Origin of the sequence: Massilia sp. METH4, from assembly GCF_037094685.1 — a bacterium.
Taxonomy (GTDB): Bacteria; Pseudomonadota; Gammaproteobacteria; order Burkholderiales; family Burkholderiaceae_D; genus Rugamonas.
Genome location: NZ_CP146614.1, coordinates 4,580,009 through 4,603,055, shown reverse-complemented (window position 1 = coordinate 4,603,055; position 23,047 = coordinate 4,580,009). Strand labels below are relative to the sequence as shown.

General features: G+C 63.8%; 17 protein-coding genes, 2 tRNA genes and 3 rRNA genes. 4 read left to right on the top strand and 18 right to left on the bottom strand.

Going from position 1 to position 23,047, the window contains the following annotated elements; genetic code table 11:
- The 4 genes from glcE to V6Z91_RS20255 form a co-directional block, all read right to left on the bottom strand.
- The gene (glcE, locus tag V6Z91_RS20270; protein WP_338760310.1) at positions 1–1,074 is read right to left on the bottom strand and encodes a glycolate oxidase subunit GlcE; all 1,074 of its coding nucleotides are present in this window, start codon (positions 1,072–1,074) and stop codon (positions 1–3) included.
- Positions 1,067–2,584 (bottom strand): FAD-linked oxidase C-terminal domain-containing protein, encoded by a 1,518-nt coding sequence (locus tag V6Z91_RS20265; RefSeq protein ID WP_338760307.1) that lies wholly within the window; start codon positions 2,582–2,584, stop codon positions 1,067–1,069. Before V6Z91_RS20265 ends, glcE begins: the two co-directional genes overlap by 8 nt.
- Positions 2,585–2,679: 95 nt before the next feature.
- Positions 2,680–3,567, bottom strand: coding sequence for a LysR substrate-binding domain-containing protein (locus V6Z91_RS20260; RefSeq protein WP_338760305.1), 888 nt, complete (start codon positions 3,565–3,567; stop codon positions 2,680–2,682).
- A 77-nt stretch (positions 3,568–3,644) separates the two neighbouring features.
- On the bottom strand, positions 3,645–5,375 hold the full coding sequence (locus tag V6Z91_RS20255) for a lactate permease LctP family transporter (RefSeq protein WP_338760303.1): 1,731 nt from the start codon (positions 5,373–5,375) through the stop codon (positions 3,645–3,647).
- A gap of 502 nt (positions 5,376–5,877) precedes the next feature.
- Between V6Z91_RS20255 and pqqB the strand changes: the two genes are divergently transcribed.
- From pqqB to pqqE, 4 genes are read left to right on the top strand one after another with little or no spacing between them, the layout of a single operon-like run.
- Positions 5,878–6,816, top strand: a complete 939-nt coding sequence (pqqB, locus tag V6Z91_RS20250; protein WP_338760300.1) for a pyrroloquinoline quinone biosynthesis protein PqqB — start codon at positions 5,878–5,880, stop codon at positions 6,814–6,816.
- Positions 6,813–7,505, top strand: a complete 693-nt coding sequence (gene pqqC, locus V6Z91_RS20245; RefSeq protein ID WP_338760298.1) for a pyrroloquinoline-quinone synthase PqqC — start codon at positions 6,813–6,815, stop codon at positions 7,503–7,505. Before pqqB ends, pqqC begins: the two co-directional genes overlap by 4 nt.
- A 14-nt stretch (positions 7,506–7,519) precedes the next feature.
- Positions 7,520–7,783: a pyrroloquinoline quinone biosynthesis peptide chaperone PqqD gene (gene pqqD / locus V6Z91_RS20240; protein ID WP_338760295.1), complete on the top strand. Its 264-nt coding sequence runs from the start codon at positions 7,520–7,522 to the stop codon at positions 7,781–7,783.
- 7 nt (positions 7,784–7,790) lie between these two features.
- Complete coding sequence (gene pqqE, locus V6Z91_RS20235) at positions 7,791–8,930, top strand: pyrroloquinoline quinone biosynthesis protein PqqE (RefSeq protein ID WP_338760292.1); 1,140 nt, start codon at positions 7,791–7,793, stop codon at positions 8,928–8,930.
- On the opposite strand, the gene V6Z91_RS20230 is transcribed toward pqqE, so the two are convergent.
- From V6Z91_RS20230 to fucP, 14 genes are all read right to left on the bottom strand, one after another.
- The gene (locus tag V6Z91_RS20230) at positions 8,922–9,164 is read right to left on the bottom strand and encodes a hypothetical protein (protein ID WP_338760289.1); all 243 of its coding nucleotides are present in this window, start codon (positions 9,162–9,164) and stop codon (positions 8,922–8,924) included. The genes pqqE and V6Z91_RS20230 overlap by 9 nt on opposite strands.
- Before the next feature lie 306 nt (positions 9,165–9,470).
- Positions 9,471–9,583 (bottom strand): 5S ribosomal RNA (gene rrf, locus V6Z91_RS20225).
- 112 nt (positions 9,584–9,695) lie between these two features.
- A 23S ribosomal RNA gene (locus V6Z91_RS20220) occupies positions 9,696–12,587 on the bottom strand.
- 211 nt (positions 12,588–12,798) lie between these two features.
- Positions 12,799–12,874, bottom strand: a tRNA-Ala gene (locus V6Z91_RS20215).
- A gap of 17 nt (positions 12,875–12,891) precedes the next feature.
- Positions 12,892–12,968 (bottom strand) — tRNA-Ile (locus tag V6Z91_RS20210).
- 93 nt (positions 12,969–13,061) lie between these two features.
- Positions 13,062–14,592 (bottom strand): 16S ribosomal RNA (locus V6Z91_RS20205).
- The 16S, 23S and 5S rRNA genes sit together here with 2 tRNA genes alongside, the layout of an rRNA operon.
- A 402-nt stretch (positions 14,593–14,994) precedes the next feature.
- A complete protein-coding gene (locus V6Z91_RS20200) occupies positions 14,995–15,714 on the bottom strand; it encodes a DNA-binding protein (protein ID WP_338760285.1) in 720 nt (239 codons plus the stop codon).
- 100 nt (positions 15,715–15,814) lie between these two features.
- Positions 15,815–16,390, bottom strand: a complete 576-nt coding sequence (locus tag V6Z91_RS20195; RefSeq protein ID WP_338760282.1) for a DUF2325 domain-containing protein — start codon at positions 16,388–16,390, stop codon at positions 15,815–15,817.
- Positions 16,391–16,511: 121 nt separating this feature from the next.
- A complete protein-coding gene (locus V6Z91_RS20190; protein ID WP_338760279.1) occupies positions 16,512–16,838 on the bottom strand; it encodes a DUF3325 family protein in 327 nt (108 codons plus the stop codon).
- A complete protein-coding gene (locus V6Z91_RS20185; protein WP_338760276.1) occupies positions 16,831–18,345 on the bottom strand; it encodes a PepSY-associated TM helix domain-containing protein in 1,515 nt (504 codons plus the stop codon). The genes V6Z91_RS20190 and V6Z91_RS20185 overlap by 8 nt, the downstream gene beginning before the upstream one ends.
- Positions 18,346–18,348: 3 nt before the next feature.
- A complete protein-coding gene (locus V6Z91_RS20180; RefSeq protein ID WP_338760273.1) occupies positions 18,349–18,630 on the bottom strand; it encodes a hypothetical protein in 282 nt (93 codons plus the stop codon).
- Positions 18,614–20,731, bottom strand: coding sequence for a TonB-dependent receptor (locus V6Z91_RS20175; RefSeq protein WP_338760271.1), 2,118 nt, complete (start codon positions 20,729–20,731; stop codon positions 18,614–18,616). Before V6Z91_RS20175 ends, V6Z91_RS20180 begins: the two co-directional genes overlap by 17 nt.
- Before the next feature lie 206 nt (positions 20,732–20,937).
- Positions 20,938–21,702 carry a glucose 1-dehydrogenase gene (locus tag V6Z91_RS20170; RefSeq protein ID WP_338760269.1) on the bottom strand — a complete coding sequence of 255 codons (765 nt, stop codon included), beginning with the start codon at positions 21,700–21,702 and terminating at the stop codon, positions 20,938–20,940.
- Entirely contained in the window at positions 21,695–23,014 is a 1,320-nt protein-coding gene (gene fucP / locus V6Z91_RS20165; RefSeq protein ID WP_338760266.1) for an L-fucose:H+ symporter permease, read from the bottom strand. Before fucP ends, V6Z91_RS20170 begins: the two co-directional genes overlap by 8 nt.
- Between the last annotated feature and the right edge of the window lie 33 nt (positions 23,015–23,047).

Below are 23,047 nucleotides of genomic sequence, written 5' to 3'. Positions count from 1 at the left end.
TCAAAGGTCTCCGTACATGCGGCCGGGATTGAAGATCCCGGCCGGATCGAATGCTTGTTTCAGGTTGCGGTGGATGGCGTGGATGGCCGGCGCCAGCGGGTGGAACACCTCGCCGCGCCGATCGCCGGGTCCACCGCCGCGGTACAGCGTGGCATGGCCGCCGTGGCGGGCGGCCAGCGCGCGGATGGCTTCGGGTGCCTCGGCCGAGCGCAGCCAGCGCTGCCCGCCGCCCCACTCCACCAGCTGGGGGCCGGCTTGTTCCAGCGCCGGCGCCGTGGTCGGCACGGCGAGGCGCCACAGCGGCGCGGCCGCATCGCCGGCGAAGAACGGGTGGCGCTGTTCGCGCAGGTCGTGCCAGAAAGAGTCGGCGTCGGGCACTGGCTCGCCGCCGATGCGGCGCGCGGCGGCCGCGACACCCGCTTCGGCGCCGGACAGCCGCACGGTCAGCATGCCGTCATGCCACGCGCTGGCGGACACCGGTATCGGCTGCCCCGCCCACTCGTTCAGGCGGCGCAGCGCCGCTTCCTGGTCCAGCGCCAGCCGCAGCGTCCGCTCCGCGGCGGGCCGCGGCAAGACCTTCAGCGACACTTCCGTGATCAGCCCCAGCATGCCGAGCGATCCGGCCAAGAGGCGCGACACGTCGTAGCCGGCCACGTTCTTCATCACCTGGCCGCCGAAGCGCAGCACCTCGCCGCGGCCGTTCATCAGGTTGGCGCCCAGCACGAAGTCGCGCACCGCGCCGGCGGCCTGGCGCCGCGGCCCGGCCAGGCCGCCCGCGACGACGCCGCCGATGGTGGCGCTGTCGCCGAAATGCGGCGGTTCGAAGGCCAGCATCTGCCCCTGCGCGGCAAGGGCCGCCTCGACCTCGCGCAATGGCGTGCCGCAGCGCGCCGTGATCACCAGCTCCGTCGGTTCATGGCTGACGATGCCGCGGTGGCGGCCCGTCTCCAGCACGGTGCCGGCGAGTTCGCGGCCATACCAGTCCTTGCTGCCGCCGCCGCGCACGCGCAGCGGCGTCTTGTCGCGGCTGGCGCGCAGCACGCATTCGCGAAACTGTTCGATCGTCTCATCCATTTGCGGTCTCCCCGGCGTATGGTGCGAAGCGCGGTTGCGCGAACTTGAACACGCCCGCCTCGACCTTGCGCTTGCCGTATTGCGCGCAGCGGTCCAGCGTGGGTATGGCCTTGTTCGGGTTGAGCAGCTGGGCCGGATCGAAGGCGCGCTTGACGGCGATGAACGCGGCGATCTCCGCCACCGTGAACTGTTCGCACATCGAATCGAGCTTCTCGATGCCCACGCCATGCTCGCCCGTGATCGTGCCGCCTGCGGCCACGCACAGGGCAAGGATCGCTTCGCCGAAGCGTTCGGCACGCTCGAACTCGCCCGGCTGGTTCGCATCGAACAGGATCAAGGGGTGCAGGTTGCCGTCGCCGGCATGGAACACGTTGGCGCAGCGCAGGCCGTACTCGATCGCCAGCGCGTCGATGCCCGTCAGCACTTCGGCCAGCCTGCGGCGCGGGATCGTGCCATCCATGCAGTAGTAATCCGGCGAGATGCGGCCGGCGGCCGGGAAGGCATTCTTGCGGCCCGACCAGAAGCGCAGGCGCTCCGCCTCGTCGCGCGAGACCGCGATGGCGGTGGCGCCGGAGCCGGACAGCACGGCGCTCATGCGGGCGATCTCTTCCTCCACCTCTTCCGGCAGGCCGTCCGATTCGCACAGCAGGATCGCCGCGGCTTCGGTGTCGTAGCCGGCGTGCACGAAGGGCTCGACCATGCGCGCGCTGGTGCGGTCCATCATCTCCAGCCCGGCCGGGATGATGCCCGCCGAGATCACGGAAGCGACCGCGTCGGCACCCCGCACCACGTCGTCGAACGACGCCATGATGACGCGCGCCTGGGCCGGCTTCGGCACCAGCTTGACGGTGGCCTCCGTCACTACGCCCAGCATGCCTTCGGAACCGATGAACACCGCGAGCAGGTCGAGCCCCGGCGCACCGGGCGCGCAGCCGCCCAGTTCCACGATCTCGCCATCGGCGGTGACCATGCGCACGCGCAACACGTTGTGCAGCGTGAGGCCGTACTTCAGGCAGTGCACGCCGCCGCTGTTCTCGGCGATGTTGCCGCCAATCGTGCAGGCGATCTGCGACGAGGGATCGGGCGCGTAGTACAGCGCGTGCCCGGCAGCCGCTTCCGAGATGGCAAGGTTGCGCACGCCGGGCTGCACGGTTGCCGTGCGGGCGGTCGCGTCGATGGCGACGATGCGGTTCAGTTTCGCCGTGGAGAGCACGATGCCGTCGGCGATCGGCATGGCGCCGCCCGACAGGCCGGTGCCGGCGCCGCGCGGCACGATCGGCACGCCCAGCGCGCGGCACACCCGCAGCGCGGCGACGACCTGCTCCTCGTTTTCCGGCAGGGCCACCGCCATCGGCAGCTGGCGGTAGGCGGACAGGCCGTCGCATTCGTAGGGCCGCGTGTCTTCTTCGTTGAACAGGATGCAGTGCGCCGGCAGGACCTTGCGCAATGCCTCGACCGTCGCGCGCTGCCGCGCGGCGATCATGGCGATATCGTGATTCGGTGCATTCATCGGGGGCCGCTTTGTGCTGGTTGACTGCGAACCAGTGTAGCGGTTGCCCGCCGCGCGCGGCGTTGAAAAGAATTAACGGCAGCTTGCGAATATTTTCACGAATCGGCGAACTCGGCCAGCATCCAGTCGACGAACAGCTGCACCTCGGGCCGCAGCCGGGTGCCCTGCTCGTACACCACGTAATAGGCGTGCGGCGGTGACGCCAGGCGGATATCGAACAGCTCGATCACCTCGCCCTTTTCGATCATCTCCTGCGCGAAGTGCTGGCGCGTCAGGCCCACGCCCTGGCCGAGGCGCACGGCTTCCAGCAGCAGGCCCAGGTCGTCGATACGCACGCCCGTGGTCGGCTCCGGCCAGTCGAGGCCTGCCACCTCGAACCACGATTTCCAGGGCTCGAGCGCGGAACGCAGCAGGGTTGCCCGCGACAGGTCGGCCGGCGTGGCCAGCCCGCCCAGGCTTTCCAGGTAGGCCGGGCTGGCGACCGGAAACGCCGGCTCTTCCATCAGCTTGACCGTCTCCAGGTCGGGGTACTTGCCGACGCCAAAGCGCACTTCAAGGTCGGACTCGGAAAGACTGAGGTCGTACAGCGGCACGGACAGGAACATGTCGAGCACGATATCGGGATGCGCCTTCGTGAAGCTGGGCAGCCGGGGCAGCAGCAGGTAGCGCGCGAACGTGGGCGTGATGGTGAGCTTGATGCGCGGCTGCGCCGGCGACGTATGGCCGGGCATCGGGAAGTCCGTCAGGGTCTGCAGGGCCGAGGCGACCACGTCGAGATAGCTGCGGCCGAACGGCGTCAGCGTCGGCGCGCGGCCGTCGCGGATGAACAGGCGGTCGCCGACGAATTCCTCGAGCAGGCGGATGCGGTGCGACAGGGCCGAAGGGGTGATGCACAGCTCGTTGGCCGCCACGGCAAAGGAACCGGAACGGGCCGCCGCCTCGAAGGCGACGAGCGCGTGGACTGGGGGAAAGCGTTTTGGCATGGCGCTCGGATCAAGGGTAGAAATGCCGAAACGCCCGTCCTTGGGGGCACGGGCGTTGTGACAGCGGACAGGCCATTCTAATGTGGAATCATCCCCGTGAACACGTACGCTTGCAGCACCGTCATGATGCCCACGATGACCGCGAATAAGAGGCTATGCTTGAGCGTGAAGCGGAACAGCTCCGATTCCCGACCCACCAGGCCCGTGGCGGCGCACGCCACGGCGATCGATTGGGGCGAGATCATCTTGCCGGTCACGCCGCCGGTGGTGTTGGCGGCGACCATCAGCGTGTCCGACACGCCGATCTGGTGCGCGGTGGTGCTCTGCAGCGAGCAGAACAGCGCATTGGACGAGGTATCGGAACCGGTCAGGAACACGCCCAGCCAGCCGAGAAACGGCGAGAAGAACGGGAACGCCACGCCGGTGCCGGCCAGCACGAGGGCCAGCGTGGACGACATGCCCGAATAATTGGCGACGAAGGCGAATGCCAGCACCAGGCCGATCGACAGCACGGGGCGGCGCAGCTCGACCAGCGTGTCGCGGAAGGCACGCAGGCCGTCGGAGGGCTTCATGCCGAGCAGGATCATCGAGATGATGCCAGTGATCAGGATCGGCGTGCCCACGGCCGAGAGAAGGTCGAGCTTGTACACGGCTTCATACGCCTTCGGTTCCGTCACGATCGGCGCCGTCTTCATCACCATCTGGTCGAGGTAGGGCACGTGCACCTTGAGCACCGACCAGGCCATCGGACCCGTGGTGAACAGCGCCTTGAAGAACGGCAGGCTCCATACGGTAACGATGGCGGTCAGGATGCCGAACGGCGCCCAGGCCTTCACCGTCTGCGCCGCCGTGTACGGCGACCGTTCGCGGCCACCACCCTTGCCGATGGCGCTGCCCTCGATGCCGCCGCCGAAACCGGCCATCGCCGCGGCACCGCCCACGGCCGCCGCCCCGCCCATCGCCGTCACGCCGCGTGCCGCGTTCTTGGCGGTCGCGGGCTGCCATACTTTCAGCAGCAGCGTCAGCGAGATCAGGCTGACGAGGGCCGACGTGATGTCCGGCAGTTCCGGGCCGATGAAGTTCGACGTGAAGTACTGCGTCACCGCGAAGCTGCCGCCGGCCACGAGGGCGCCGGGCCACACTTCCTTCACGCCGCGCATGCCATCCATCATGAACACGAGCCAGAACGGCACGATCAGCGACAGCAGCGGCAGCTGGCGGCCGGCCATGGCGCCGATGTTCATCGCGTCGAGCCCCGTCACCTGGCCCGCGACGATGATGGGAATGCCCATCGCGCCGAATGCCACCGGTGCCGTGTTCGCGATCAGGCACATGCCCGCCGCGTACAGCGGGTTGAAGCCCAGCCCGACCAGCAGCGCGGCGGTGATGGCCACCGGGGCGCCGAAGCCGGCCGCGCCTTCCAGGAAGGCGCCGAACGAAAAGCCGATCAGCAGCATCTGCAGGCGCTGGTCATCGGTGATCGACAGGATCGACGCACGGATGATCGCCAGCTGGCCCGTGCGCTCCACGACCTTGTACAGGAACACGGCGGTGATGATGATCCAGGCGATCGGCCACAGGCCGTAGGCGAAGCCGTAGCCGGCCGACGCCAGCGCCTGCGGCACCGGCATGCCGTATGCAAACACTGCCACGAGCAGGGCGAGGCCCAGCGTAATGGCGCCGGCCACGTGGCCCTTCATGCGCAGCACGGCCAGCGCAAGGAAGAAGAAGATGATGGGGACGGCCGCCGCGAGCGCGGACAGCCCGAGGCTGCCGAGCGGTGCATACACTTGGTTCCAGACCTGCATGGTGTGCTCCTCCAGATGATGGGTTTTTTGTAATGTCCAGGAAGTGTAAAGTGGCGGCCCGCGCGAAAACCGGCCCGGTCGGTTGAAATGAATTGACGCCAGAAGTGAAAATCTTTCACCGCTCCCCGCCCGCCCCCGGCTACTGTCCCAAGGTGGCACACTGTTTCAGCGGTGGCACAGGTGTGACACGGTCATCTGTTCCATTGCTCAACATTACGCCTTCGCGGCGGTGCGATCCGCACCCGCCGGGATGGCCCATTCCGCGCGGAACCTGCGTTTCTCACCTTCGGCACGGTTCTCGCTTATACCTGGATGTCCGCACGCTTTGCGGCCAACCTGTCACCACACCCATTCGAGGAGACCAAGCATGACCTGGAGCAAACCCGCCTTCATCGATTCGCGTTTCGGCTTCGAGATCACGATGTATATCGCCAACCGGTAACGCCACCGGCAGCCATGCGCCGCCAGCGCGGCCATGGCTGCCATTTTCCGGACAAGGCCAATGAAAATCATCGTACTGGGTTCGGCGGCCGGCGGCGGCTTCCCCCAATGGAACTGCAACTGCCGCAACTGTGCCGGCCTGCGCGCCGGCACTCTTGCCGCGACGCCCCGCACGCAATCCTCGATCGCCGTCTCGGGCAACGGCACCGACTGGCTGCTGATCAACGCTTCGCCGGACATCCTGGCCCAGGTGCGCGCCACCGCTGCCCTGCAGCCTGCGCGGGCGAGCCGCGATTCCGGCATCGCCGCCGTGATGCTGATGGATGCGCAGGTCGACCACGTGACCGGGCTGCTGATGCTGCGCGAAGGCAGGCGACTCCCGCTCTACTGCACCACATCGGTATGGAACGACCTCAATACCAGCCTGCCGCTGGCGCGCGTGTTGTCGCACTACTGCGGTGTCGACTGGCACGAGCTGCAGCTCATCGGCGACGGTCCCGGCATGCGGGCCATGCAGGCGCCCGGCATCGGCGACATCCGCCTGACGCCGGTGGCCCTGTCGAGCAAGGCCCCGCCTTATTCACGCCACCGCATGTACCCCTGCGCCGGCGACAATATCGGCGTTCTCATCGAGGACATCGGCAGCGGCAAGTCGGTGTTCTACGCCCCCGGGCTTGGCATGATCGAGCCCCAGGTCGAAGCGGCGATGCGTCATGCCGATTGCCTGCTGGTCGACGGCACGTTCTGGAGCGCCGACGAGATGATCGTCGCCGGCTTTTCGAAAAAGAGCGCGGCCGACATGGGCCACCTGCCCCAGTCCGGCGAAGGCGGCATGATCGCCACGCTGGACGGGCTGGGCACGCGCGAGAAGGCGCGTCGCAAGATCCTCATCCATATCAACAACACCAACCCTATCCTCGACGACGACTCTCCGGAACGCGCGCAACTGGCGCGCCACGGCATCGAAGTCGCCTTCGACGGCATGGAGATCGACTTATGACGAGCGCACCGGCATGGAGCCGCACGGAGTTCGAAGCGCAGTTGCGCGCGCGCGGCGCCGGCTACCACATCCATCATCCGTTCAACGTGAAGATGAACGACGGGCTCCTGCGCGAGGACCAGGTGCGCGGCTGGATCGCCAACCGGTTCTACTACCAGGTGAACATTCCCAGGAAGGATGGCGCCATCATCGCCAACTGCCCCGACCGCGAAACACGGCGCAAGTGGGTGCGGCGCATCCTCGACCATGACGGCTGGGACGGCAACGAGGGCGGCATCGAAGCGTGGGTGAGGCTTGGAGCGGCGGCCGGCATCGATGCCGGGGACTTGTGGTCGCAGCGCCACGTGGTGCCCGGCGTGCGCTTCGCCGTCGACGCCTATGTGAACTTTGCGCGCCAGGCGCCGTGGCAGGAAGCGGTGTGCTCGTCGCTTACCGAGATGTTCGCCCCGCAGATCCACAAGGACCGCCTGGCCAACTGGCCGACCCACTACAAGTGGATCGAGCCCGACGGCCTGCAGTACTTCCGCAGCCGCATCTCGCTGGCCGAACGCGATGTCGAACACGGCCTGCGCGTGACGCTCGACCATTTCACGACCCGTGCCGCGCAGGAGCGTGCCCTCGACATCCTGCAATTCAAGCTCGATATCCTGTGGGCGATGCTCGACGCGATCGAGAAAGCCTACCCATGACGACAGGTGCATCGATGACGACGATTCCAACCAGGCCCGCGCTCTCCCGGCTGTTCCGCATGCAGTGGGAAGAGGCGCAGGGCAATTACGTGCTGCTGTACCCGGAAGGCATGGTGAAGCTGAACCAGAGCGCCGCCGAGATCCTCAAGCGCTGCGACGGCCAGCGCGACGTGCCGGCCATCGTCGACGACCTGGAACAGGCATTCAATGCCAGCGGCCTGGCGCCGGACGTCGACGAATTCCTGCGTGCCGCCAGCGAACGCGGCTGGGTGGCCTGAGCCCGCCATGGACGGCCCTGTCCCGCGCCCCGCCATCGCTGCGCCTTTGTGGCTGCTGGCGGAGCTGACCTACCGCTGCCCGCTGCATTGCGCCTTTTGCTACAACCCCGTCGACTATGCGAAGGACCGCCCCGAACTCTCCACCGGGGAATGGTTCGACGTGATGCGCCAGGCGCGCCAGCTCGGCGCCGCCCAGCTCGGGTTTTCCGGCGGCGAGCCGCTGATGCGCGACGACCTCGAGATACTTGTCGGCGAAGGCCGCCGGCTCGGCTACTACACGAACCTGATCACCTCCGGCATCGGCCTGACGGAAACGCGCCTGGCGCGCATGAAGGAGCTGGGGCTCGACCATATCCAGCTGTCGTTCCAGGATTCGACGCGGGAGATGAATGATTTCCTGTCCAGCACGAAGACCTTCGACCTGAAGGCGCGGGTGGCCAGGCTGATCAAGCAGTACGACTATCCGATGGTGCTCAATGTGGTGCTGCACCGCTTCAATCTCGACCATGTAGGCCGCATCATCGACATGGCCCTCGAGATGGGCGTCGAGTACCTGGAACTGGCGAACACGCAGTACTACGGCTGGGGGCTCGTCAACCGGGCGCAATTGATGCCGACGCGCGAACAGGTGCTGCGCGCCGAAGCAGTCGTCAACGAATACCGCGCGCGCATCGGCAGCAAGGTGCGCATCCTGTTCGTGGTACCCGACTATTTTGAGGAACGCCCGAAGGCGTGCATGAATGGCTGGGGCTCGGTCTTCCTCGGCATCGCGCCGGACGGCACCGCCCTGCCCTGCCATGCCGCGCGCTCGCTGCCGGGGATCGCCTTTCCGAATGTGCGCGATCACAGCGTGAAGGACATCTGGTACGCCAGCGGCGCCTTCAACCGCTACCGGGGTGATGCCTGGATGAAGTCGCCTTGCCGAGATTGTGCGGAAAAGTCGCGGGATTTCGGCGGGTGCCGGTGCCAGGCGTATGCGCTGACCAGGGACGCGGACAACGCCGATCCGGTGTGTGCAAAGTCCGTGCACCACGCCGGCGTGCAGGCCATTGTCATGCAGGGACAGCGGCGGCAGGACAGTGCGCAGGAGCAGCCGATTCTCTTCCGCACCGATGCGAACTCGCGCAACCTCAGCCGCTCAGCTTAGCCGGCCAAAACAAAACCAATTCACCAGCAACTGCGGATCGGTGTCAGACATTTTTTCCGAAGGAAAAAGCGTGTGACCGCTGCGGCGGACCGACCGGTTTCTTGCGAGGCAATGAAAAAAGCCCGCAGCGATCACGCTACGGGCTTTTCTCGGAATAACAGCCTGACGATAACCTACTTTCACACTGGTTGCAGCAGTGAGGTCGGGCAGTGCCCGGCCGAACGATCGGCGCATTCGACAGCTCGAAGCGGAGGGTATGCACGGATGAGACGGAAGCAGAAAATGGAAAAAGCCCGCAGCGATCACGCTACGGGCTTTCTCGGCATAACAGCCTGACGATAACCTACTTTCACACTGGTTGCAGCACTATCATCGGCGCAAAGTCATTTCACGGTCCTGTGAGTGGAGCGACGCCGGGCAGTGCCCGGCGGAGCACAAAAACCCGGGACGGTGACCACAGTCGCCAACGCTTTGCTGAGCGTGCGCACCATAGCAAAAAACCCCTGCCAGCTTGCTGGACAGGGGTTTTTCTAAATAACAGCCTGACGATAACCTACTTTCACACTGGTTGCAGCACTATCATCGGCGCAAAGTCGTTTCACGGTCCTGTTCGGGATGGGAAGGGGTGGGACCGACTTGCTATGGTCATCAGGCATGACTTGTACGCAGTATCGTCCCGCTACAGGGCGACGCTACTGCTCAATCTGGATTCAGTAAAGTTAGGGTACTCATCAGAGTAAATGCAGATATAACCGTCAAGGTTATAGGGACAAGCCGTACGGGCAATTAGTATCAGTTAGCTTAATGCATTACTGCACTTCCACACCTGACCTATCAACGTCCTGGTCTCGAACGACCCTTCAAGGAGCTCAAGGCTCCGGGAAATCTCATCTTAAGGCAAGTTTCCCGCTTAGATGCTTTCAGCGGTTATCTCTTCCGAACTTAGCTACCCGGCAATGCCACTGGCGTGACAACCGGTACACCAGAGGTTCGTCCACTCCGGTCCTCTCGTACTAGGAGCAGCCCCCTTCAAATTTCCAACGCCCACGGCAGATAGGGACCAAACTGTCTCACGACGTTTTAAACCCAGCTCACGTACCACTTTAAATGGCGAACAGCCATACCCTTGGGACCGGCTACAGCCCCAGGATGTGATGAGCCGACATCGAGGTGCCAAACTCCCCCGTCGATATGAACTCTTGGGAGGAATCAGCCTGTTATCCCCAGAGTACCTTTTATCCGTTGAGCGATGGCCCTTCCATACAGAACCACCGGATCACTATGTCCTACTTTCGTACCTGCTCGACTTGTCGGTCTCGCAGTTAAGCACGCTTATGCCATTGCACTATTAGCACGATGTCCGACCGTACCTAGCGTACCTTCGAACTCCTCCGTTACACTTTAGGAGGAGACCGCCCCAGTCAAACTGCCTACCATGCACTGTCCCCGATCCGGATAACGGACCAAGGTTAGAACCTCAAACAAACCAGGGTGGTATTTCAAGGTTGGCTCCACGAGAACTGGCGTCCCCGCTTCAAAGCCTCCCACCTATCCTACACAGATTGGTTCAAAGTCCAATGCAAAGCTACAGTAAAGGTTCATGGGGTCTTTCCGTCTAGCCGCGGGTAGATTGCATCATCACAAACACTTCAACTTCGCTGAGTCTCGGGAGGAGACAGTGTGGCCATCGTTACGCCATTCGTGCAGGTCGGAACTTACCCGACAAGGAATTTCGCTACCTTAGGACCGTTATAGTTACGGCCGCCGTTTACTGGGACTTCAATCAAGAGCTTGCACCCCATCATTTAATCTTCCAGCACCGGGCAGGCGTCACACCCTATACGTCCACTTTCGTGTTTGCAGAGTGCTGTGTTTTTATTAAACAGTCGCAGCCACCATTTTATTGCAACCCTTTCACCCTTCTGCAGTAAAGCAGTCAAGCTACCGGGGCGTACCTTTTCCCGAAGTTACGGTACCAATTTGCCGAGTTCCTTCTCCCGAGTTCTCTCAAGCGCCTTAGAATACTCATCTCGCCCACCTGTGTCGGTTTGCGGTACGGTCTCGTATGACTGAAGCTTAGAGGCTTTTCTTGGAACCACTTCCGATTGCTTCAGGGTCAATGACCCCTCGTCCCAGTCCCTTGAATTACGTGCCCGGATTTGCCTAAGCACCTTCTATGAACCAGAAACTGACTATTCCAACAGTCAGACAACCTTCCGCGATCCGTCCCCCCATCGCATCATACGACGGTGCAGGAATATTAACCTGCTTCCCATCAGCTACGCATCTCTGCCTCGCCTTAGGGGCCGACTCACCCTGCTCCGATGAACGTTGAACAGGAAACCTTGGGCTTACGGCGTGCGGGCTTTTCACCCGCATTATCGCTACTCATGTCAGCATTCGCACTTCTGATACCTCCAGCAGCCTTTACAAGCCACCTTCGCAGGCTTACAGAACGCTCTCCTACCATATCGATCCCGTGATAAATCACAGGAAAAATATCCGCAGCTTCGGTGTATCGCTTAGCCCCGTTACATCTTCCGCGCAGGACGACTCGATCAGTGAGCTATTACGCTTTCTTTAAATGATGGCTGCTTCTAAGCCAACATCCTGACTGTTTTAGCCTTCCCACTTCGTTTTCCACTTAGCGATACTTTGGGACCTTAGCTGGCGGTCTGGGTTGTTTCCCTCTTGACGCCGGACGTTAGCACCCGACGTCTGTCTCCCAAGCTCGCACTCACCGGTATTCGGAGTTTGCAATGGTTTGGTAAGTCGCGATGACCCCCTAGCCATAACAGTGCTCTACCCCCGGTGGTGATACTTGAGGCACTACCTAAATAGTTTTCGGAGAGAACCAGCTATTTCCAAGTTTGTTTAGCCTTTCACCCCTATCCACAGCTCATCCCCTAATTTTTCAACATTAGTGGGTTCGGTCCTCCAGTGCGTGTTACCGCACCTTCAACCTGGCCATGGATAGATCACTTGGTTTCGGGTCTACACCCAGCAACTAACGCCCTGTTCGGACTCGATTTCTCTACGGCTCCCCTATATGGTTAACCTCGCTACTGAATGTAAGTCGCTGACCCATTATACAAAAGGTACGCCGTCACGGAACAAGTCCGCTCCGACTGTTTGTATGCACACGGTTTCAGGATCTATTTCACTCCCCTCCCGGGGTTCTTTTCGCCTTTCCCTCACGGTACTGGTTCACTATCGGTCGATTACGAGTATTTAGCCTTGGAGGATGGTCCCCCCATATTCAGACAGGATTTCTCGTGTCCCGCCCTACTTGTCGTACGCTTAGTACCACCGGTCTGATTTCGTGTACGGGGCTATCACCCGCTATGGCGCCTATTTCCAGAGGCTTCCACTATCAGTCCGACTATCACGTACAGGCTCTTCCCATTTCGCTCGCCACTACTTTGGGAATCTCGGTTGATTTCTTTTCCTGCAGCTACTTAGATGTTTCAGTTCGCCGCGTTCGCCTCACACACCTATGTATTCAGTGAGTGATACCCTGAAAGGGTGGGTTTCCCCATTCGGAAATCTTCGGATCAAAGCTCGTTTGTCAGCTCCCCGAAGCTTATCGCAGACTACTACGTCCTTCATCGCCTGTAATCGCCAAGGCATCCGCCATGTGCACTTAGTCACTTGTCCCTATAACCTTGACGGCTATAGCTTCAAATGCATTTACTACTGTGTCTGATGAGTTTTGTATGCGTTCTTTCGAACACTACCCTAAGTGTGAATCTTTCGATCCACGCTTAATAAAACTTTACTTCATCCAGATTGTTAAAGAACGAAACAGCTTAAGTCTCTAAAAGACTAAACATAAATGTGAACTCGTCACGCTTACGTTTAAGCTTTTTGGTGGAGGATGACGGGATCGAACCGACGACCCCCTGCTTGCAAAGCAGGTGCTCTCCCAGCTGAGCTAATCCCCCATGGGATGCAGATACCTTGGTGGGTCTGGTTGGGCTCGAACCAACGACCCCCGCGTTATCAACACGGTGCTCTAACCAGCTGAGCTACAGACCCGCATGATCTTGCGGTGCTACTGTTTCTTCTTCATTCGACAGTCGATAAGTGTGAGCGTTTGATGCACGACCTTGCGGTCAGTGCCTACTCTAGAAAGGAGGTGATCCAGCCGCACCTTCCGATACGGCTACCTTGTTACGACTTCACCCCAGTCACGAATCCTACCGTGGTAAGCGCCCTCCTTGCGGTTAAGCTACCTACTTCTGGTAAAACCCGCTCCCATGGTGTGACGGGCGGTGTGTACAAGACCCGGGAACGTATTCACCGCGACATGCTGATCCGCGATTACTAGCGATTCCAACTTCATGTAGTCGAGTTGCAGACTACAATCCGGACTACGATACACTTTCTGGGATTAGCTCCCCCTCGCGGGTTGGCGGCCCTCTGTATGTACCATTGTATGACGTGTGAAGCCCTACCCATAAGGGCCATGAGGACTTGACGTCATCCCCACCTTCCTCCGGTTTGTCACCGGCAGTCTCATTAGAGTGCCCTTTCGTAGCAACTAATGACAAGGGTTGCGCTCGTTGCGGGACTTAACCCAACATCTCACGACACGAGCTGACGACAGCCATGCAGCACCTGTGTTCAGGCTCCCTTTCGGGCACCCTCCAATCTCTCGGAGGTTCCTGACATGTCAAGGGTAGGTAAGGTTTTTCGCGTTGCATCGAATTAATCCACATCATCCACCGCTTGTGCGGGTCCCCGTCAATTCCTTTGAGTTTTAATCTTGCGACCGTACTCCCCAGGCGGTCTACTTCACGCGTTAGCTGCGTTACTAAGTCAATTAAGACCCAACAACTAGTAGACATCGTTTAGGGCGTGGACTACCAGGGTATCTAATCCTGTTTGCTCCCCACGCTTTCGTGCATGAGCGTCAATCTTAGCCCAGGGGGCTGCCTTCGCCATCGGTGTTCCTCCACATCTCTACGCATTTCACTGCTACACGTGGAATTCTACCCCCCTCTGCCAGATTCCAGCCTTGCAGTCTCCAACGCCATTCCCAGGTTAAGCCCGGGGATTTCACGTCAGACTTACAAAACCGCCTGCGCACGCTTTACGCCCAGTAATTCCGATTAACGCTTGCACCCTACGTATTACCGCGGCTGCTGGCACGTAGTTAGCCGGTGCTTATTCTTCAGGTACCGTCATGAGCCGTGGATATTAGCCACGACCTTTTCTTCCCTGACAAAAGAGCTTTACAACCCGAAGGCCTTCTTCACTCACGCGGCATTGCTGGATCAGGGTTGCCCCCATTGTCCAAAATTCCCCACTGCTGCCTCCCGTAGGAGTCTGGACCGTGTCTCAGTTCCAGTGTGGCTGGTCGTCCTCTCAGACCAGCTACTGATCGTCGCCTTGGTGAGCCTTTACCTCACCAACTAGCTAATCAGATATCGGCCGCTCCAGGAGCACAAGGCCTTGCGGTCCCCTGCTTTCATCCTTGGATCGTATGCGGTATTAGCGTAACTTTCGCTACGTTATCCCCCACTCTTGGGCACGTTCCGATATATTACTCACCCGTTCGCCACTCGCCGCCAGGCCGAAGCCCGCGCTGCCGTTCGACTTGCATGTGTAAAGCATGCCGCCAGCGTTCAATCTGAGCCAGGATCAAACTCTTCAGTTTAATCTCTGTTTTTCCGGCATCGCCGCCGGAGGTCGCCCACTCAAAATACTGACGAATCAACCGAAGTTGATTACGTTTATTTTGCGTGAACGTTTGATGCTATATATTTTGAGCTTCGGGACCGAAGTCCCGGGCACATCATCAAACGCCCACACTTATCGACTGTTGATTGTTAAAGAATTCTGCCCTTGAAGGCTTGCTGCCGAACCGCTTGAGCTCGTCGACAAATCGTTGTGTTTGTCAGCAGCAGAGAGATGAGATTATGCGGTGTTTCGTGCGAATCGTCAAGCCCCTCTTCCCACCGCATCAACCTGCCGTTGATCACTTTCGTGTAGGCACGTTGCTGCGAGGGACAGAACTATAGCAAACGGAACGCCCGTGCGCAAGCCCCTGTCGCGACGATCAGGCGCGCCGCGTGCGCAGCCCGTCGACCTCGGCACGCAAGGCCGTACGGTCGGCATTCAATGCCTCGAGCTGGGAACGCAAGGCTTTCAGCTCGGACGCATAGTTGTCGCGTGCCGTGGCGGCACCCACCAATTCCATCTCCGCCGCGAGCCGGGCGTCCGAGTCGGCGGCGGCCGAGGCCACGCTACGTTCCAGCTGGGCGCGCAGGTCGGCCAGCTGGCGGTCCTTGCCGTCGATCGCCAGCTGGTCCTTCGCCTTGCCCACCAGCGCATTGGCGGCCACCTCGCGCGCATCGCGCAACTCCACGTTCAGCCGTTCGATCTGCTCGCTCAGCTCCGCCACGAGCGCATTCGCACTGTTCAGCCGCGCCTGCAGGTCGTCCCGCTCGGCCTCGAGCATCTCGCCGGAACGGGCCAGCGCATCCAGGTCGCTCTCGGCCTGCGCCAGCTTGTCGCGGTTACCGGCGCCGGACTGTTCGGCAAATTGCCGGGCCCAGTCGGCCAGCGCCGCCACGAGCGGCTCGGGAATATCGGCCTTCGGCGGCTCGGGTGGCGGAACATTGTTCGTGCGCCACGTGGCCAGGTGTTTATGGATGACGTTCGGGGAGCCGGCGCCGAGCGCGTCGCGCACTGCCTCGACCGTTACAGGCTGGCCATTGTCGTGCAGGCCGCTCGCGGCCGCTGCAACCTCTTCGTAGGTAGGTGTCTGGTCCTGCATAGGATTTTTATTGGAGGCGGTATCCGTTCATTGAAGCGCGCAGCTTACTACAGATGCCCTCCGGCCGGCACAGCCTTGACAGTGTGTCACTGCCACGCGATCACTCCTGCTGCGAGGCGACCAGCGCGGCCTCGCCTTCCCCGCCGCGCTGGATGCGTACGATGTGCAGCGCAGCGGCGTTTTCGACCAGCACGCAGGCCTTGCCGGTGCGCTTGCAATGGTCCTGCACACGCCAGTACGCGCCATGGCTCATGCAGCCGGTCTGGCAGATCACCAGGTCGGCCGCCGCGAGGTCTGCTTCGAGGTTGCCGAGCTCCGCGGCCGGCGACGGCAACCGGTCCGGCGCAACGGCGGGCTGCGGCTGCCGCTCGCGCCGCTGCAATTGGTCCATCAGCTCGCGCACGCGCGCCTGCAGGGCCTCGACCTGCCGGGCCAGCGCCACGCGCTTCGGCAGGCCGGGAACGGCCAGCTCCAGCGCCGCGCGGTCTTCCTTCGCCAGCGCCAGCGCCGTGTCCCGCTTCACGACTTCGGCCCGCAAGCGCATGGCCTGCGCCTCCAGCCGGGCGATCTCCAGCGCCTGGGCCCGGATCAGTTCCGAGCAGCGCGCCTGCGCTTCGCCGTGGGCACGCAGCAATGCGGCATATTCGTGGAGCAGCTGGTCGTCGGCAACCTGCATCGTGTGATCCTTTCTTGAAACCTGGCTGAGATACCAGTCGCATTGTAGATGCGAATGATTCTCATTACAAGTGAAGCACGGGCGTCGCGTCGGTTACCGTGCGTCCCCTCGTTGCCAGCGGCTATACGAAATCACACATAAGAAAGGCCAGCAGCGCCAGCCAGCGCGGGCGCCAGGCGAGGGTAAATGCCACGGCGGCGGCACTGGCTGCCAGCAGCAGCATCCACAGCAGCAGGCCGAAGCCGGCGCCATGCGCGGCCACGCACGGCGCGAGCGCGCCGGCAAGCAGCAGTGCGCCAAGGAAGCGGACGCCGCGCACCCGGCGCCGCGAGGGATAGGCCAGTTCGGCGGCGGACACGGTCCAGTGTTCGCGCTGCGAGAGCGCCAGCAGGCCGAATCCGGTCCAGCACATCGACACGGCAACCACCGTCGCAAGGAGCTCAAGCACCGGTGTTTTCCGCACGATGCGCGCCAAGCCGGCGTGCGGCGTACCAGGCGGCCGCCGCGAACGCCAGCAAGCCGAGGTCCACGCCCAGCACGTCGGGCAACAGGCTGCCGCCCGTCGTGAACCAGTTGAGCAGCATCGCCGCCAGCCCGAGCGCCGCGATCGCCCGCAATTGGCCGTGCCACGCGGCCGTGCGGCGCAACCACGCATGCGCGCACGCTGCCAGCCACGCGGCCCAGAACGTTCCCCGTTCCAGCGCCGCGCGGTCCCAGCCGGGCAGCCCGGCATCGGCCGGCAGCAGCCGGTTCGCCAGCAGATACGCCAGCGTGGCAAGGACGATGCCCGTCATGCCGCCCACCGCCAGCGCTTCCACCACGCGCACGCCGTGCAGTCCCTGCCTGGCATGCCGGGTGCGCCGTGCCTCCAGCCAGAACAGGAAGCCGGTCGCGATCAGCACGCAGCCGCCCAGGCCGCCGGCAAAGTACAGGCCACGCAAGGTGCCGTGGTCGAAGCGGGCGAAGTGCACGCCGGAGAACACGCGCTGCGCCGTCATGACGGGCCCGGCCTCGAAGCGGCGCAGCAGCTTGCCGGTGGCGGCGTCGAAATACAGCTGGTCCAGGTTCATCGTCACCGCGCGCGCATAGGAACGGCGGAACTCGACGACACCGGCGGCATCCCCCGGTTGCCAGGCGCGCACAAAATACGGCTGGCCGCCGCCCCACAGCCGTTCGGCCTCCCGCCGCATCGCATCCAGCGACGCCGGCGCGGCAGGCTCCCCGCCCTTCTTGCGCGTGTAGCGCCCATACGCGTCGGCCATGAAGGCCGCTTTGGCCTTGGCGCCGCCGCCATAGGTACCCACATGGGCTTGCGGGAAAAACACGGTAATGAAGATGACGAGGCCGGACAGCGCCAGCATCAGGTGGAACGGCAGCAGCACCACGCCCGCCAGGTTGTGCAGGTCCAGCGCGCTGCGCGGCAGCCGCTTGCGGGGCCGGAACGTGAAGAACTGCGCGATGAGTTTCCTGTGGATGACGATGCCGGTCACCAGCAACGCCAGCATGGCCATGCCGGCCAGGCCCACGAGCCACTTGCCGGCGTCGTACCAGGTGACGTGCAGGCTGTAGTGCAGCGGCACCAGGAAGCCGGAAGCGCCATCGGTGCCCTGCTCCGCCAGCACTCGGTACGCGACCGGATCGAACAGCCGCACCCCCTCCGTGCCGTCGGGCAGCTTCCAGCTGAACGCCGCCACGGGCGTGCGGCTCGTGGGCAGGTCGATGCGCCATTGGGTGGCGCCTTCAGGCAGCAGCGGCAGCACCAGTTCGGCAGCGCGGTCGAGAGACGGCGGCGCGGCGGGCTGCGCGAGCCGCGTTTCCGGCATCATCCACTGGTCGATTTCGGCCCGGAACAGGATCAGGGCGCCGGTCCAGAACACGGCGAACAGCACGGCACCCACGGCCAGCCCGGCCCAGGTGTGCAGCAGTGCCATCGACTTGCGGAACGTCGCATCCATCGGTCAGCCCAGCAAGGTCTGGAACAGCGCGAGCACGCCGGCCGCCGCGCCCAGCACCAGCCACAGCGCGCGCACGCGGCGCACCGCAAAGCCCCACAGCAGCACGCCGAGATAAATCGGAAAGCCCAGCATCGCCATCAGCACGACCGCTTCGGAGCGGGCCATGCCGGCGCGGGCCAGCAGCGCCGCGCCCACCGTCACGGCCAGCGCGGTGCACGCATAGCCGCCGCCGACGGCGCCGGCGATGCGCAGCACCAGCCTTGCCGCGTCAGAAGCGAACCGCATACCCCAGGCTCACGGTGCGCCCCCGGCCTGCGAAGTAGCGCTTCGGTTCCACCAGCGCGCTTTGCGAGAAATACGTGATGTACATGCGGTCGAACACATTGGCCACGGACAGGCGCAGCTCGCCCTTCGGCAGCTTCCAGGCTGCGCTGGCGTCGACCAGCGTATAGCCGCCGAAGTTCATCGCCGGGTCGTCGAACGTGTCGCTGAACGCATGCTGCGCCTGCACGAACGAGGACAGCCTGTCGTTCCAGTCCGCCGTCCAGCTGGCGATCACGCGGTCCGGCGCCACGTTGAGGCCGTCGAGCTTGGCATCCAGCGTACCGTCGGCATTGCTGTCGTAGCGGCCATTGGTGCGCGCATACGCCAGCCGCGCCTTGTGCGCACGGTCGAAGCGGTACGACACGGCGCCATCGAAGCCGTCGATGCGGGTCTTTTCGCGCGCCATCACGAAAGCGCCGTTGACGGTGGCCACGCGCGCGCCCAGGTCGGAGCGGGAGCGGAACCAGCTCGCATCGAGGTCCCACGCGCCTTCGCGCACGCGGATGCCCGCCTCGGCGCTGCGCGTAAGAATCGGTTGCAGGTCGCGCATGCGGGACACGCTCACGCCCGGCGTGTTGATCGAGCGGAGCACGCGGCCGATGTCCGGCATGCCGAAGCCTTCCGAATAGCTGGAGAACAGGCTCACCTGGCGCAGCGGCTTGAACACCAGGCCGGCATTCCTCAGCGTTTCGTTGAAATCGAGCTTGCCGCCCTCCACGGCCACGCGGCGGAACGAGGCCAGCGTGGTATAGCTGTCGATCCGCACGTCGGACTTTTCGCGGCGCACGCCGGCATGCAAGGTCAGCGCACCGGTCACCTGCGCCTCGCCCTGCAGGAACAGCGACAGGTTGCGGAATGCCGATTCCGGCACATAGGTGCGGCCGGTGCCGTACAGGTCCTGCCTGCCCTTGTCGTACAGCGTGTCGAAGCCGCCGGTCAGCTTCAGGCGGCCGTCGAGCAGGTCCGATTTCGTCAGGCCCACCTTGCTGCCGTACTTGGAGGCTGCGATGCGCGACTGGTCGTACAGGGTGCCGACCGGGGCGATCAGCGGGTCCTGGAAGGTGGCGGAGTTGTCGGCGCCGAACAGGCCCTCGAATTCCTGGTTGAACACCATCGCCGACAGGTCCATGCCGGCCAGGCTGGCGTGGCGGTAGGTCAGCGCCGTCGTCCACACATCGTTCCAGGGCGGCGTGCCCGGGGGGTCGCCTTCCACCGATACCGTCGGAATGCCCCGCGCGCGGTCGCCCGCCACGGCCAGATAGCCCGCCTTCGATTTCAGCCGGTAACGGTTGACGGATAGTTGCAGCCGCTGGTCGGCATCGATGTCGTAGCCCACCTTGGCCAGCACGTCGTAGGCGCGCGAATCCATCAGGTCGCCCTGGGTGTTGTCGGTGCCGAGCGGCCGCCCATCCCCGTCCAGGTGCAGGCCCTGGTCCTCGTAGCTGACGGCGAACAGGTAATCGAAGGCGTCGCCGCGGCCTTCCAGGCGGTAGGCGGCCTTGTAGCTGGCCGTGTCGCTGCCCACGTCCGCCGTCGGCAGCGTCGTCTGCACTTCGAGCGACTGGCTCAGGGAATTCCTGCCGGGCCGGCGCGTGATGATGTTGATCGTGCCGCCCGTGGCGCCCAGGCCGTTGACGGCATTGGCGCCCTGGATCACTTCGATGCGCTCGACCAGCGCGTAGTCGATCGTGTGCGCCTCGCGTCCGGTCGGCCGCAGCGGGTTCGATTGCGGCACGCCGTCGACGAGGATCAGCGGCGTGCGCCCGCGCAGCGTCTCGGCGCTACCCGTCATCTTGCCGCGGCTGGGGGCAAACGATGGCAGCAGGCTGGCCAGCACGTCGGACGAGTTGCCGGAAATGGCCAGTTGCCGGGCGATGTCTTCCTTGCCGATCACGAGCACCGTTTGCGGTGCATCGTCGGCGGTGAGATTGGACCGGGTGGCGGAAACGACGACCGTCTCCGGTTCGGGTGCCGACTGGGCAAAGGCCGCCGGGGCGGCGACGGCGGGGAGTACGGCCGCGAGCATGGCGGCGAGCCGCCGCGGCGGGAAGTGGGACTGCATGCGATTCCTTCGGCTGACGCGCGGGGCATGAAGCCGTCGCGCCGATCCCGGCGTGGGCGGTGGGGATCGTCGGGTTGTCGGCTGGCGGGAATCCTGGGCTGGCTGAACTGATAATTATCTTTCTGCAATAACCCGCTGTCAATCCGCGCGTGCCGGAGCCGGCCTGCGCGCGAGGCGGCAGCCTGCCATCCCACGCATCCAGGCCTTTACGTATTCAGGGTGATGAAGCCCCCGTCGATCGGATAGTCCGTGCCCGTGATGAACCCGGCCTCGTCGCTGCACAGGTACAGCGCCAGCGCCGCCACCTCGTCCGGCCTCGCCATGCGGCCGATGGGCTGGGTGCGCGACAGTTTTTCGAACATCTCGGCCTCCCGGCCCGGATAGTTTTTCGACAGGAAGCCGTCCACGAACGGGGTGTGCACGCGCCCCGGCGAAATCGAATTGCAGCGGATACGGTCCTGCAGATAGTCCTTGGCCACCGACAAGGTCATCGCCATCACCGCCCCTTTCGCGGCCGAGTAGGCAAAGCGCTCGGCCACGCCCACCCGGGCGGCGACGGACGCCATGTTCAGGATCGCTCCACCGCCGTTCGCGCGCAACTGCGGAATGGCCGCGTGCAGGCAGTTGTAGACGCCCTTCACGTTCACGGCCATCACCCGGTCGAAGTCGGCCTCCGCCGTGGTGTCGGCCTTGCCGATGTGCGCGATGCCGGCATTGTTGACGAGGATGTCGAGCGGGCCGATCCCGGCGAAAGTGGCCAGCACCTCGGCCTGCGCCGCCACGTTGCAGCTGTGGACGAACGCCGTGCCGCCATCGCGGCGGATCTCCTGCGCCGTCTCGCGGGCGGCACCCTCGCCCACATCGAGTACGTGGACGGCCGCGCCGCGCGCGGCGAACAGCTTCGCGATGGACTTGCCGATGCCGCTGCCGGCGCCCGTGACGACGGCCTTTTTATCGTTCAGTTCAAACACGTTTCAGCGCTCCATTCGTGAGAGGGGAAACCGGGGCCGCGTTCCGTTCGCGCGCGAGGGCGGTGCGGGCGAACCAGGCGACGACGAGGAAGCACGCCAGCGGCACCACATAAGCGAGCTGGATGCTGTGTGTGATATCGCTGACGAAACCGAACGCCAGCGGCAGCAGCGCGCCGCCGACGATGGCCATGATGATCAGGCTGCTGCCCATTTCCGTGTTCGCCCCCGCTCCCTGGATGCCGAGCGAGAAAATGGTGGGGAACATGATCGACATGAAGAACACGATGCCGATCACCGCCGCCACGCACGCCATGCCGCTGGCGAACATCGTCACCACCGACAGCAGCGCGCAGATCAACGCGTAGCCGAGCAGCAGCCGGGCCGGCGCCACGTACTTCATCGCGCAGGTGCCGGCGAAGCGGCCGGCCACGAAGGCCACGCCGCACCCCCAGCCCAGGTAGTCGGCGGCGGCGATATGCGACAGGCCGGCGGCGCTGGCGGCGAACAGGATGAAGAAGCTGAACACGCACACCTGGGCGCCGACATAGAAAAACTGCGCGATGACGGCGCGGCGGATCGGCGCGTGGGCCCAGGCGAGGCCGATGGCGGTGCTGGCGGAGGCGGCGGCGCCATCGGCGCCGGGTTCGCCTCCCTTTCTCTCCGGCTCGGGCAGGCGGATGAACCAGAACACGATGGCGATGGCGAAGATCACGAGGCCCAGCACCAGGTAGGGGCCCTTGACGCTGGCCGCTTCCGCCGCCAGCGCGGCTTGCCGGGCGCTTGCCGTCATCGCCTGCAATTGCTGGTCCGTCGGCCCCTGCACGAGGATCAGCCGGGCGCCGACGATGGGCGCGATGGCGGCCGCGAGCCCATTGAACGACTGCGCCAGGTTCAGGCGCTGCGTGGCCCGTTCCGGTCGGCCCAGCAGCGCCGCATAGGGATTGGCGGCCGTCTCCAGCAGCGTGAGGCCGCAGGCGATGATGAACAGCGCGGCCAGGAAGACCGTGTAGCGGTGCGTGTCGGCCGCGGGCAGGAACAGCAGCGAGCCGATGCCGAACAGGCCCAGGCCGGCGATGATGGTGCACCGGTAGCCGGCGCGGCGGATCAGCAGGCCCGCCGGCAGCGCCATCACGAAATAGGCGATGTACACGGCCGAATCCACCAGTGCCGCCTGCAGCACGGTCAGGCTGAACGAACGCCGCAGGTGCGGAATGAGGATCGGGTCGAGGTTATGGACGAAGCCCCACAGGAAGAACAGCGAGGTCAGCATCGTGAAGGCGAACCTGGAACGCCGGGCGGTCGGTAGGGTCATGTCTAACGTCTCCAGTAGGAGCCCCGTACATTG

What these genes read in the sequence shown, in the direction of transcription:
- glcE (WP_338760310.1), bottom strand. Translation starts at nt 1,074, where the DNA reads ATGGATGAGACGATCGAACAGTTTCGCGAATGCGTGCTGCGCGCCAGC.
- V6Z91_RS20265 (WP_338760307.1), bottom strand. Translation starts at nt 2,584, where the DNA reads ATGAATGCACCGAATCACGATATCGCCATGATCGCCGCGCGGCAGCGC.
- V6Z91_RS20260 (WP_338760305.1), bottom strand. Translation starts at nt 3,567, where the DNA reads ATGCCAAAACGCTTTCCCCCAGTCCACGCGCTCGTCGCCTTCGAGGCG.
- V6Z91_RS20255 (WP_338760303.1), bottom strand. Translation starts at nt 5,375, where the DNA reads ATGCAGGTCTGGAACCAAGTGTATGCACCGCTCGGCAGCCTCGGGCTG.
- pqqB (WP_338760300.1), top strand. Translation starts at nt 5,878, where the DNA reads ATGAAAATCATCGTACTGGGTTCGGCGGCCGGCGGCGGCTTCCCCCAA.
- pqqC (WP_338760298.1), top strand. Translation starts at nt 6,813, where the DNA reads ATGACGAGCGCACCGGCATGGAGCCGCACGGAGTTCGAAGCGCAGTTG.
- pqqD (WP_338760295.1), top strand. Translation starts at nt 7,520, where the DNA reads ATGACGACGATTCCAACCAGGCCCGCGCTCTCCCGGCTGTTCCGCATG.
- pqqE (WP_338760292.1), top strand. Translation starts at nt 7,791, where the DNA reads ATGGACGGCCCTGTCCCGCGCCCCGCCATCGCTGCGCCTTTGTGGCTG.
- V6Z91_RS20230 (WP_338760289.1), bottom strand. Translation starts at nt 9,164, where the DNA reads ATGCGCCGATCGTTCGGCCGGGCACTGCCCGACCTCACTGCTGCAACC.
- V6Z91_RS20200 (WP_338760285.1), bottom strand. Translation starts at nt 15,714, where the DNA reads ATGCAGGACCAGACACCTACCTACGAAGAGGTTGCAGCGGCCGCGAGC.
- V6Z91_RS20195 (WP_338760282.1), bottom strand. Translation starts at nt 16,390, where the DNA reads ATGCAGGTTGCCGACGACCAGCTGCTCCACGAATATGCCGCATTGCTG.
- V6Z91_RS20185 (WP_338760276.1), bottom strand. Translation starts at nt 18,345, where the DNA reads ATGGATGCGACGTTCCGCAAGTCGATGGCACTGCTGCACACCTGGGCC.
- V6Z91_RS20180 (WP_338760273.1), bottom strand. Translation starts at nt 18,630, where the DNA reads ATGCGGTTCGCTTCTGACGCGGCAAGGCTGGTGCTGCGCATCGCCGGC.
- V6Z91_RS20175 (WP_338760271.1), bottom strand. Translation starts at nt 20,731, where the DNA reads ATGCAGTCCCACTTCCCGCCGCGGCGGCTCGCCGCCATGCTCGCGGCC.
- fucP (WP_338760266.1), bottom strand. Translation starts at nt 23,014, where the DNA reads ATGACCCTACCGACCGCCCGGCGTTCCAGGTTCGCCTTCACGATGCTG.